Origin of the sequence: Pedobacter panaciterrae (assembly GCF_013204795.1) — a bacterium.
In the GTDB taxonomy this organism is placed as follows: Bacteria; Bacteroidota; Bacteroidia; order Sphingobacteriales; family Sphingobacteriaceae; genus Pedobacter; species Pedobacter panaciterrae.
In genome coordinates this window covers 604,517-616,666 of sequence record NZ_JABMKW010000017.1, presented here as the reverse complement: position 1 = coordinate 616,666, position 12,150 = coordinate 604,517, and the positions used below count along the sequence as shown (strand labels likewise).

At 38.2% G+C, this 12,150-nt stretch carries 8 protein-coding genes; 7 read left to right on the top strand and 1 reads right to left on the bottom strand.

Going from position 1 to position 12,150, the window contains the following annotated elements; translation table 11 throughout:
* Window positions 1-64: 64 nt before the first annotated feature.
* A complete protein-coding gene (locus HQN86_RS14095) occupies window positions 65-829 on the bottom strand; it encodes a DeoR/GlpR family DNA-binding transcription regulator (protein WP_172661552.1) in 765 nt (254 codons plus the stop codon).
* Between the two features lie 200 nt (window positions 830-1,029).
* Here HQN86_RS14095 and HQN86_RS14090 point away from each other — a divergent pair, with 200 nt between their 5' ends.
* The 7 genes from HQN86_RS14090 (at window position 1,030) to HQN86_RS14060 (ending at window position 12,142) form a co-directional block, all read left to right on the top strand.
* Complete coding sequence (locus HQN86_RS14090; RefSeq protein WP_172661551.1) at window positions 1,030-2,604, top strand: glycerol-3-phosphate dehydrogenase/oxidase; 1,575 nt, start codon at window positions 1,030-1,032, stop codon at window positions 2,602-2,604.
* Between the two features lie 97 nt (window positions 2,605-2,701).
* Window positions 2,702-3,598 carry a glycerophosphodiester phosphodiesterase family protein gene (locus HQN86_RS14085; RefSeq protein ID WP_172661550.1) on the top strand — a complete coding sequence of 299 codons (897 nt, stop codon included), beginning with the start codon at window positions 2,702-2,704 and terminating at the stop codon, window positions 3,596-3,598.
* Between the two features lie 109 nt (window positions 3,599-3,707).
* Entirely contained in the window at window positions 3,708-4,277 is a 570-nt protein-coding gene (locus HQN86_RS14080; protein ID WP_172661549.1) for an RNA polymerase sigma factor, read from the top strand.
* Window positions 4,278-4,358: 81 nt separating this feature from the next.
* The gene (locus HQN86_RS14075; protein WP_172661548.1) at window positions 4,359-5,387 is read left to right on the top strand and encodes a FecR family protein; all 1,029 of its coding nucleotides are present in this window, start codon (window positions 4,359-4,361) and stop codon (window positions 5,385-5,387) included.
* 107 nt (window positions 5,388-5,494) lie between these two features.
* Entirely contained in the window at window positions 5,495-8,953 is a 3,459-nt protein-coding gene (locus HQN86_RS14070; protein WP_172661547.1) for a SusC/RagA family TonB-linked outer membrane protein, read from the top strand.
* Window positions 8,954-8,963: 10 nt separating this feature from the next.
* The gene (locus HQN86_RS14065; RefSeq protein ID WP_172661546.1) at window positions 8,964-10,529 is read left to right on the top strand and encodes a SusD/RagB family nutrient-binding outer membrane lipoprotein; all 1,566 of its coding nucleotides are present in this window, start codon (window positions 8,964-8,966) and stop codon (window positions 10,527-10,529) included.
* A gap of 26 nt (window positions 10,530-10,555) precedes the next feature.
* Window positions 10,556-12,142: a DUF5689 domain-containing protein gene (locus HQN86_RS14060; protein WP_172661545.1), complete on the top strand. Its 1,587-nt coding sequence runs from the start codon at window positions 10,556-10,558 to the stop codon at window positions 12,140-12,142.
* Window positions 12,143-12,150 lie beyond the last annotated feature (8 nt).

Below are 12,150 nucleotides of genomic sequence, written 5' to 3'. Positions count from 1 at the left end.
GATGATGTATATAGTAAATGTACATCAGCTATATTAACCTATTGTGAACTTTAAATTAGGTGTTTTAAATTATTGATATTTTAATTCCCATACTCTCAATTGATTTTATGGTGTGCTCGGACACACCGCTGTCAGTAATGATATGATCTACTTCTTCGATGCCGCATATTCTGCCGAAGCCACGTTTGCCAAATTTGGTTGAATCGGCAAGGACAATTATTTTTTGAGATGAATCTATCATTTGTCGGTTTAAGTGAGCTTCAAAAGCGTTTGTTGTAGTTAGGCCAAACTCCAGGTCTATTCCATCAACACCTAAAAACAATTTGCTGCAAAATACATTTCCTAATACATTATCAGAATAAGGGCCTGTAACGGATGATGAGCTTTTTCTTAGTAATCCACCCAGCTGAATTACTTCTATGTTTGAATGATGAACAAGCTCAAGGGCAACATTTAATGCTGAGGTAATTACCGTTAATGAACCTTTTGGTTTAATGCATCTGGCTAGTGCAAGGACAGTAGTGCCAGATGCTATAATGATAGAATCGTTATCTTCTATGAGTTCGGCAGCGCGTGTTCCGATTCTGATTTTTTCTGCAGATTGAAGATGCTCTTTTTCATTTACAGGTTTATCTACTGTATACGGATTGTTTAAGGTTGCCCCTCCATGGGTTCTAAAAAGAAGACTTTTATCTTCAAGTAGTTTCAGATCCTTCCGTATTGTAACAGACGAAACATCGAGTTCTTTGCATAAGCTTTGAACATCGAGGGATCCGTTTATTTGAATCTTATTTAAAATATATTGGTGTCTTTCTGCAATGTTAATCATTAGAGCTAAAATATAAAGAGCTATTAATATAATGATATTTTTCAACTGTAAAGTTAGCTAAGCAATAGAAATAGTTGTCTGAATTTTTTAATTATTTTGTTTTCATTATAAAATAATTATGTTTAGTTTCGTTTTGTTGTTATTGTGTGTTTAAACGAAAGTTTATGAAATAATAACGGCTTAAATAGAAAATAAACGAAATGATTTTTAATAGAGCAGCATTTATTGAACGCATTGATAGGAAAAGCGATTGGGATGTTATCATTATAGGTGGGGGCGCAACGGGATTAGGAACTGCTCTGGATGCAGCCTCCAGAGGATACAGTACTTTGCTTTTGGAACAGTCTGATTTTGCAAAGGGAACATCAAGCAGAAGCACGAAGTTAGTCCACGGCGGTGTGAGGTACTTGGCTCAAGGTGATATTGCCTTAGTTTACGAGGCCCTGCATGAACGCGGCCTGCTTTTAAAGAATGCTGCTCATTTGGTGAAAGATCAGGATTTTATTATACCATGTTATTCATGGTTTTCTAAATACAAATATTTAGTTGGATTAAAATTTTATGACTTGCTTGCTGGTAAAAGTGGGTTTAAAAAATCATCATTTCTATCTGTTGATAAGGTTTTGCAGGCAATTCCTGGTTTAAAACGGGATGGGTTAATTGGAGGTATTAGTTACAGTGACGGTCAGTTTGATGATGCAAGGTTAGCTTTAAATTTGGCTCAGACTACTGCGGAGTATGGAGGTGTTCTCCTTAACTACATGAAGGTAACTGGTTTGGTGAAGGAAGGGGAATTGGTTAATGGCGTTTCGTTCACTGATCTTGAAAGCAGGAAATCTTATTCGTTAAAAGCTAAGGTGGTGGTGAATGCTACCGGTGTGTTTGTTGATGAGATTTTAAAGATGGATGTGCCTTCTGGTAATCCAATAGTGCGACCAAGTCAGGGTGCTCATGTGGTGCTCGACAAGTCGTTTCTGCAAGGCAGTAGCGCCTTAATGATTCCAAAGACATCAGACGGACGTGTGTTGTTTGCTGTTCCATGGCATGGGAAAGTGCTTGTAGGTACTACAGACACGCCATTGGATGAGCACAGTTTGGAGCCTAAACCACTGGACGAGGAAATTGATTTTATATTAAGTACGGCAGGTAAATATCTGAAAAAGGTACCATCTCGGTCTGATGTGCTGGCTGCATTTGCCGGATTACGTCCTTTAGCCGCTCCAGGCAAAAACACCAATAGTACAAAGGAAATATCCAGAAGCCATAAGCTTATAATCAGTAAATCGGGGCTCGTTACCATAACCGGGGGTAAATGGACTACTTATCGGAGAATGGCTATGGATGTGGTAAATAAGGCTATTGAGCTTGGTAAGCTGCCGGCGGCCAAATGTATTACTGAAGGCGTTAAGATTCACGGTTATCTTCCGGGAATTGATGAAGGTGCTTTAGGGATTTATGGCGCAGATGCGGAAGGGATAAGGACGTTGATGGTAGATGAACCAGAATTAAATGTTCCTGTATATAAGGGATACGATTACGTAAAAGCAGAAGTGATCTGGATGGTGAGGAATGAAATGGCACGCTCTATAGAGGATGTACTTTCTCGTAGAATGCGGCTGTTGTTTCTTGATGCAAAAGGCGCGTTACTGCTTGCCCCAGAGGTGGCCAGCTTGATGGCTGAAGAATTAGGAAGAGATACGCAATGGGTGGAAACTCAGATCCTAGAGTTCAAAAATCTGGTGAAACAATATTTATTGAGTGAGATTGAATCTTAATATGTAAAGTGGGCTCTGGCTTAATGAATACTTAACAGAGGCTTAATTGCTTTATTAATAAATTTGCTGAGGTCCTTAACATTTTAAAATAGATAAAATGAAGAATATAATTTGTATGAGCTCTTTAGCATTACTGTGCTTGCTTGGATGTAAAACCATCAAAAATAACAGCTCTGACAAAATTTCTGAATTTCCCGCATTTAGCACTGAAGCACATAGAGGTGGCAGAGGCTTAATGCCTGAGAATACAATTATTGCAATGCATAATGCTATAGATATTGGGGTTACAACCTTAGAAATGGATACGCATATAACTAAAGATGGTGAAGTTGTGGTAACTCACGACGATTATTTAAGCCCAGGGTTTATGCTAACTCCTGAAGGTAAGGAAATACCTTCGGCAGATTCGAAAAAGTATGTTGTATATCAAATGGATTATGATTTGATTAAAGTATTTGATTTGGGGACCAAGCCGCATACAGGTTTCCCTGAACAAAAAAAGATCAAATCTTATATCCCTCGGTTAGCAGATTTGGTTGATTCTGTTCAACAGTATTCAAAGGGGAAAAAACAAATGTTCTATAACATTGAAACCAAATGCAGTCCTGCGGGTGATAACATCTCAAACCCTGAACCCGAGAAATTTGTAAAGTTATTAATGGACGTGATAGAGAATAAGGGAATATCTAGCTATGTAGTTATTCAATCTTTTGATAAGAGAACTCTGCAGATTTTGCATCAAAAATATCCAAAGATAAAAACCTCTTACCTGATAGCAAATAAGAAAACTTTTGAGGAAAATATTGCAGAACTTGGATTTAATCCATTTATCCTAAGCCCTGAATATAGATTAGTTGATAAAGATCTTGTACAGAAATGTCATGCTGCAAATATCAAGGTGATTCCCTGGACTGCTAACACTAAAGAGGATATTGCCAAACTAAAACTTTTAAATGTTGATGGGATCATTTCTGACTATCCAAATTTGCTTTAGTAGCACATTCAAAATAAATTCCCTATTTGGATCGCACTGTGAGTAGTGATTATTTAACATTAGGCTAACATTACATCTTTAATTTTGTTTGCAAAATGAAGAACCAGGGATGTATCTAAAACTTACAGATGAAGAATTGACCGATCTTTTGAGAAAAAATGATTCGGTAGCCCTTGAAACTCTTTTTAATAGGTATTATAAACCATTATGTCATTTTTGTGCTGTCTATACTAAAGATTATGAAGCAGCAGAAGAGATCATTGCCGACTTGTTCATTAAAATTTGGGACGGACGAAGTGATAGCTCTATCCTGAACATTAAAAATTATCTTTTTACTTCAGCAAGGAACCTCTCTATAAACTATAATCAGAAGAAAAAGGATCCGGTTGATTCCATTGAAGATATTTCTTTTCAAAATCACATTTTTGAGGACACCCACACGCCTTTTCGAATACTGTCTGGCACGGAGTCGGTAAGCAAGATACTACGTTTGATTGATAAACTGCCTGAAAGACAAAGGGAGATCTTGCTAATGAGCAGGATTGATCAGGTTGATAAAAGGAAAATTTCAGAGGTATTGGGTATTTCTATAAGAACGGTAGAAACCACTCTATATCAATCAATAAAAGAATTAAGAAGAATGCTAAAGGATTCTACTAATCTTACTTCCCGGGGTTAATCATTTATTAACATAACTTTAATATACTTCGCTACGTAACTGCGTGCTTAAAATCTGTCTTTCATTTTAGAGACAGGTATAATGGAAGACAATAGCTATCAGTTAATAATTGCATACTTTGAAAAAACAATCAGTGATGAGGAGCTAACCGAATTGCATGAGTGGCTTGAACTGCATCCAAATCATCAGGAGCAGTTCAGGGAAACCATGCAAATATTAGAAGCTTCAAAATCTTACTTTAAAAAAGCTGATGAGATAGAGCCAACTAGTTGGAAGCTCATCAGTGCCCATATTCAAAAGGAAGAAAAAGGTAACATTGTTAATGTTGGCCGAAAAATACATTGGTTAGCTTACGCTGCATCGATATTAATTATCGGTTCTATGTCTTTATGGTGGTATAAACACGCTTCTTATAAAGAAAGTACTGCAGTAGAGTATACTGAGATTATCAATCCTGAAGGTCAGCAGTCTAAGATTCTTTTACCAGATAGTTCGGTGATTTATCTCGCAGGGGGGAGTAAAATAAAATATAGAAAGAATTTTAGTGGCAACAAGCGATCGGTTTCATTGAACGGCGAGGCATTTTTTGATGTAAAGCACCATAGAAGGCCCTTTGTTATACAAAGTGGTGAGATTTCAACAGTTGTACTAGGAACGTCTTTTAATATAAAGGCATTTGCTTCTGATCATAAAGTGACTGTAACAGTAAACAGTGGGAAAGTGGGCGTGATGAATACCATTGAGGGAAAGAGTCATTTAGTTAAATACCTGACCCCTAATGAACAGATTGAAATCAACACAATAACCGGGCTTTATGCTTTTGACGCTACAGAAGCTACAGACGTAAGTTCATGGATCAAAAATCACTTTGTTTTTTATGATGTACCCATACATGAAGTTATGTCATCGTTGGAGCATCGTTACGGTGTTAGGATTGAGTTTATTGATTCTGGTATTGGAAATGCCAGGGTAACTGCGAAGTTTAAAAACATGCCTTTGAATAATGTTATGGACGAGTTAATGGTATTATCTGGCCTAACTTATACTAAGAAAAACGGGAACATTTATATATATCGTGCTAATCAAAAAGGAGGAAAAACTATGAATTAGATCTACCTGAAGTATAGTAAAGATAGCCCGGAATTGCTGGTAACAATTCCAGGCATTCAAGTCAAAATTTAAACTCAAGAATAAATAAGTATAAACAAAGTAAATATATGAAAAAGTTATGGTTGTTGACCATACTGGTGCTTTTACAATTTTCGTTCAGCATATTTAAAGCCCAGGCGCAAACAAATATAGATAGGACTATCTTCTTCGAAGCCCAAGGAATTACACTAAAAGATGCTTTCTTGCAAGTGGAGAAATTAAGTGGATTATCTATAAACTACAGCAATACGCAATTAAATGATCAGCGTATTGTGAGGATCAATAAAGCAAATCGTTCTGTAAAAGAAACTTTAAACGTTCTTCTAAATGGTACATCCTTTACTTTCAAACAATCCAGTGCCAGTAATATACTTATCATACCTAAGCCTCAAACTAATGGAAAGTTAACAGGTAAGGTGGTTGATGAATCAGGCGCTGCACTTCCGGGAGCTGTTATACGAATAATAGGCGGGGTAGTAGGACAGACAGAAGATAATGGTAAATATGCCCTAAATGTTGCTCCGGGTATTTATTCAGTTGAAATAAGCTTTATTTCTTATGAAAAATTTATTGCACAGAGCGTTACGATTAAAGCGAATTCACTAACTACTTTAAACGCAACATTAAAGCCATCTTCAAATGATTTGTCGGAAGTTGTAGTTACTGCTTTAGGAATCAAAAGAGAAGAGAAATCTTTAGGTTATGCAGTTACTAAGATTGACAGTAATCAATTGACTGATGCTGTTTCTTCAAACTGGAGTGATGCTTTGTCGGGTAAAGTTGCTGGATTAAACCTGGTACGGTCAAACGGAGGTCCGGCGGGTTCCAATAAAATTATTCTTCGTGGCGAAAATAATCTTACAGGAGATAACGAGGCCCTAATTGTACTTGATGGGGTTGTAATTAATAATAGTGGGGGCAGGCGAACAGCAAACGCATCTGACGTTGTTTATGGGACAGGAAGCGATAACATGCCAGCGGATTATGGAAGTAGTGTAAATGACATTAACCCTGAAGACATAGAGAGTGTAACGGTATTAAAAGGCCCGGGCGCAGCAGCCTTGTATGGTCAGCGGGGTGCAAATGGTGCCATCATTATTACCACAAAATCTGGAAATAGTAAGAAAAAAAGACTAGGGATTAAATTTACCTCTAACGGTTCGGTAGAATCGCCAAATCGTTGGCCTGATCTGCAATACGAATATGGGCAGGGACTTGATGGTGCAGCTCATTATTCTTATGGAGCGAGCTCTGATGGTGCAAGCACCAGTGGTACAAGCTCTGCATATGGACCGCGTTTTGATGGCCAGATGTTCTATCAATATGATCCGGTTACTCAAACACAAGGATTAATAAGAACACCATGGGTTCCATACAAAAATCAGATACGTGATTTTTTCCAGACAGGTACCAATTTAACCAATTCATTGACGCTGGATGGTGCTTATAAAAATACTGCAGCCCGGTTATCTATTACGAATCAGAATAATACTTGGATTGTTCCTGAAACTGGCATGGAGCGAACTTCAGTAGCCTTGTCTTTGAATTCAAAAATTACATCTAAATTAAATATATCTGCCAAGGTCAATTACAACAATAGGTTTAGTGATAATTTGCCAGGTAATGGTTATGGGAACCAATCTTTAATGTATTGGTTCATTTTCTGGCAGCCAAGTGCGGACCTGAACTGGTTAAAGAACTACTGGGTTAATGGCAGCGAAAATAAGTTAATTGAATATCCATTCAGCAGTTTTCCTGAAAATCCTTATGCGATATCGCATGAATTCATTAACAGAAGTGGTCGTAATGGTTTAACTGGAAACGTGCAGGCGAGTTATCAATTTACGAATGAATTAAGCCTTCAGTTGCGTACAACAATGGACTTGGCATCGGAGCGTCGTGCTCAGGAACGTCCATATGATGCGGGAAGCAGGCTTCCAACTGGATCGTATCGTGAGCAGAAGATCTATGGTCAGGAAACCAATATAGATTTTTTACTGAAGTACGATAAAAATATCAGTAAGGATGTGAAAATGATTGCAACTGTAGGTGGGAGCCAGTTAAGAAATAAGTATAACAAAACAGATCTTAGAGCTGATGGACTTAAGATACCTGGTGAATATACCCTTGAAAATAACTTGTATCCCTTGGTTTCAATCCCAGATACCAGCAGGTATAGAATTAACAGCTTTTACGGAGTATTGTCTACAAGCTATAAGAACTATCTTTACTTGGATATCACTGGTCGTAAGGATTGGAGCAGTGTACTTGCCACACCAAACAGGACAGATAATGTTGGCTTTTTCTATCCGTCAGCTAGCTTAAGCTTCTCTTTATCTGATTACTTTAAATTGCCTGAAGCTGTGAGTCTGGCGAAGTTAAGAGCGTCAGTTTCGCAAGTGGGTAGCGGAGGTACTACACCTTACCGAACCTCATATACCTACTCGCTGGCATCAAACGGGACATATCCTGATAGCGCCCTTGTAAATCCATCAACTTTACCCAATCCGAATTTGAAACCGTTAAAAACCACAACTTATGAGTTCGGAACAGATTTGCGGTTTTTTGGTGACCGTTTGGGATTAGATGTGGCATATTATGCAGGCAATACTAAAAATCAGATCCTAACCCGTACAGTAGACCGTTCTTCGGGATACAATACTGCTATTATCAACGCCGGACAAATCAATAATTCGGGTATTGAGGTGGCACTTAATGCTATTCCAATAAAACACCAGAGTGGATTTATGTGGAGTACCTATATGACTTTTGCTGCGAATAGGAATAAAATTGTTTCCTTGCCTGACAGTTCTATTATTCTAAGGACGGGCCCGATTGCCGGGGGACAGATTGTAGCAAAGGTTGGTGGAAGTATGGGTGACCTTTACGGAAGAGGATACGTGCGTTCGCCAGATGGGCAGATCGTATATGACCCGGTAACAGGTAATGCAAAGATTACTTCTGATGTAGTTTATATTGGAAATACGACACCTAAATTTAAATTTAGTTTTGGTAATAATTTTAATTACAAAAGATTTAGTTTAAATGTGCTATTTGATGCACAGGTAGGTGCAGTAGGGCATTCTTTGCTAAACTATAAAATGGTGGAGCAAGGCAAATTAGCCAGTACTCTTCCTGGTAGGTATAGTGGTATTATTGGTAAAGGAGTAATTCAGAATCCTGATGGGACTTATCGGCCAAATGATGTAATTGCTTATGATATTGATGATTATTATCGTTCGCACATGGGGTCAGAGAATGCAGAGGGTAGCACTTTCAGTACAGATTTTATTAAATTCAGAGAAGCCAGCCTTAACTACTCATTTCATCCGAAATGGTTAGTAAATACAGGATTATCCTCGGTAACATTGGGCATTTATGGTCGTAACCTATTTATTTGGTCGCCATGGCCGATGTTTGATCCGGAGTTTGGTACCCTTAGCGGATCAGATATTGTGACGGGTTTTGAGATTGGGCAATTTCCATCAACCAGAACTTTTGGATTTAATTTAGTTGTTGGAATTTAATTATTAAAAAATGAAAAATATCATATATAAAGTTTTTGGAGGTTTGTTGTTGTTATCGACTATTACCCTTTCGTCATGCGATAAAGACTTTGAAGGGATAAATACAGATCCTATTAACATTATCAATACTATACCTGAAAAGCTTCTTGCACCGTCACTTGTGAATACTTTGAGCGCAAACATGATACGCAATCGTAATTTTAATAACGAGTTAATGCAGGTGACTGTGAGCATAAGTGATGGGGATGCTACCGTAATGCGGTATGAATTTGGACGTACCTGGTCTGACTACCTATGGAACAGCTGGTACATACAGATAAACAACTTTAAAGACATATACAATCTGGCAGGCGAACCTGAAAATTTAAATCCATCATATCAGGGTATCTCACTTATTTGTCAGGCATGGGTATTTTCAATGCTTACAGATACTTATGGCGATGTACCTTATGTACAAGCAGGAGAAGGAAGAAATGGTATTGTTGAACCTGCTTTTGATAAGCAAAAGGATATTTACCTAGATCTGTTTAAGAAACTTGAGGAGGCTAACATTTTGCTTGCTAAAAACACTTCAATTGAAAATTTAAGTGATCCGGTATATAACGGAAACATAGACAAATGGCGCAAGTTTGGAAATTCACTATATCTAAGACTTTTGCTCCGTGTTTCGGGAAAAGCTGATGTTGCGCCTACTAGTATAGCTAAGATAAAAGAGATTGTAGATACTAACGCAGCTAAATACCCAATTATGAGTAATAATAATGAGTCTGCGGTATTAAAATGGACGGGAGAAGCGGGAGTAGGTGCTTATGTAAACCCTTATGTAAACGGCATTAGGGTTCAAGATTTCAGAACCCCTGCTATGTGCAGCTTCTTTATTAACAGGCTTCGTGATTGGCAGGATCCACGTGTTGATATTTCAACGTATGGTGATAACAGTGTTTGCCGTTTGGGTATTAACCCTACAGGGTCTGGTATGTCGGGTGTACCAAGTGGTTATTCTATAGGTACCGGGGCTGTTAAACGCTCGTATTTTTACTCGAGCGATCAAGAAGTAGGCGGTAAGGCTGCAGGGGCAAGGTCGTTGCAACAATCGCCATTAGCGGGAATAATAATGAACTATGCTGAATTGCAATTTATCTTATCAGAAGCGGCATTGAAAGGATGGATCAGCGGATCTGCGGAGACCTATTATAATAAAGGAATAGCTAATGCAATTAATTATTGGGTACCTACATTCATCGCAGATCCATCGACAGCTGTTTTTAAAAAATATGTAACTGAGGCGGATATAGACTGGAATACCGGCCTATCGGAAGATGAAAAAATGGAGCAGATCCATATCCAAAAATATTATGCTTTGTTTTTGGTAGATATGCAACAATGGTTTGAATATCGTCGTACAGGTCATCCGGTATTACCTAAAGGACCAGGATTGAAAAATGGAGGTGTAATGCCAGCCAGAATGACTTATCCGGTGTATGTGCAATCGGCTAATCCAACCAATTATCAGGCTGCCGTGGCTGCACAAGGACAAGACGAAATATTTACTAATGTATGGTGGCAAAAACCATAGACCATCTAAAAATCAAAGATACTCACATGAAGAAAATAATATTTAACAGCATCATTTTACTCGCGGTAACCCTGGGCTGGTTAGGATGCAAAAAAGAGAATTATCCGGGCGGAGCAGTTAGTTCTTACCTTCCTATATATGATCTTAGAAATCTATATAAGGGAGTAGATCTTACCCTTAATGCAGATAATATGTTTGGATCAACAAGTGTAGAAGGGATTGTGATCTCGGATCACTCCGGACATAACCTACCTTCGGGGCTTTTAGTGATAGAACAATACAGACGTCTAGGCTTGGTACGAGGTATTTCTATACCCATAGGAGCAGCAGCTGCAGAGTATGCACCTGGAGATTCGGTCCAGATAAATATTGCTGGTAGTGTGCTTAAACGCTTAGATGGTATATTGCAAATTACCGGGGTGAGTTCTAGTGCGATAACGAAAATTGCAACTGGTAGACCAATTCCAAAAAACAGAGTAGCAAGTAGCAAAATCAAAGAAAATCCAAATGATTATGAAAGTACATTTGTAGCTATTGTAAAGGCAAGTTTTGACCCGGCAGTAGAAAGCACTGCAACATATGCTGGGGATAAACCTATTAATGATGGCTTTGATAACATTACCTTGCATACCGAGGCTACGGCGACATTTGCCAATGCAGGGAATCTTAATTTTAATGCAGTTTATTACGGTATTGTTCTCAATAAACAAGATGTGAATGGAAAACTTACTCCTGAGCATCGGATACGTACCTTAAAAGATGTTAAAGCATTAAGTTCAGTGCCAGAGGTTGCACCGGTGATTATTACCGGTTACATGGCCGATGTTAAAGGTGGAGATGGAAATTATGAATATATGCAATTTAAGGCGACTAAATTTATTGATTTTTCAGTAACACCTTATTCTGTAGTTGTTACGAATAATGCAGGTGCAACGAACCCAACAGGCTTCCCAACTTTAGGCTGGGCAACTGGTAGTCGCGCTACAACTGGAAATTCAAGAACATTTAAATTCAACCTAACCTCAGGAACTGTAAACAAGGGAGAGTTTTTTTATGTAGGCGGTGCCGGCAAAATGATTAATGGATCGGGGTCTACATCTATGAGCAGTAGTAAGTGGATCCGGGCGTTTGATTATACAAAAAGTGATGGTGATGGTTTCGGACTAAAAACCACTGGTTTATTTGCTAATAGTGGCAATGCCTCAGGCTTTGCTATTTTTGAAGGTACAGAAATCGACGTGAATACAGATCCTGTAGATGTTGTATTTATTGGTTCAGGAGGGAGTTTATACAATGCAGAAACCGGTTTGGGTTATCGTGTAGCCAATACTGACCTATATGATAAGGTAGATGTTTTGTCAGATAATCTGAAACCTACTCCTTTTTACCTCAGTGGCACAAACACGATGAATTTTATTTATACTGAAGCCGATAAGGGTTACTTTAATAAGTTAGGGGGTATTTATGATGTTGCATTAGGAAAATGGATGAAAGCAAGACGTCAGGTTGCAATAGAATTAACCAAAACTTCAGCACTTAGTGAAATTGAAGGAGTGTTTCCAGGACCCTCGGAAGAAAATCCTGAAGGTTATCCATCTACAGTAATCAAATAAATAGCCAA

Excerpts from the sequence above, each read along its gene's own strand:
- HQN86_RS14095 (WP_172661552.1), bottom strand. The coding sequence starts at position 829 with ATGATTAACATTGCAGAAAGACACCAATATATTTTAAATAAGATTCAA.
- HQN86_RS14090 (WP_172661551.1), top strand. The coding sequence starts at position 1,030 with ATGATTTTTAATAGAGCAGCATTTATTGAACGCATTGATAGGAAAAGC.
- HQN86_RS14085 (WP_172661550.1), top strand. The coding sequence starts at position 2,702 with ATGAAGAATATAATTTGTATGAGCTCTTTAGCATTACTGTGCTTGCTT.
- HQN86_RS14080 (WP_172661549.1), top strand. The coding sequence starts at position 3,708 with ATGTATCTAAAACTTACAGATGAAGAATTGACCGATCTTTTGAGAAAA.
- HQN86_RS14075 (WP_172661548.1), top strand. The coding sequence starts at position 4,359 with ATGGAAGACAATAGCTATCAGTTAATAATTGCATACTTTGAAAAAACA.
- HQN86_RS14070 (WP_172661547.1), top strand. The coding sequence starts at position 5,495 with ATGAAAAAGTTATGGTTGTTGACCATACTGGTGCTTTTACAATTTTCG.
- HQN86_RS14065 (WP_172661546.1), top strand. The coding sequence starts at position 8,964 with ATGAAAAATATCATATATAAAGTTTTTGGAGGTTTGTTGTTGTTATCG.
- HQN86_RS14060 (WP_172661545.1), top strand. The coding sequence starts at position 10,556 with ATGAAGAAAATAATATTTAACAGCATCATTTTACTCGCGGTAACCCTG.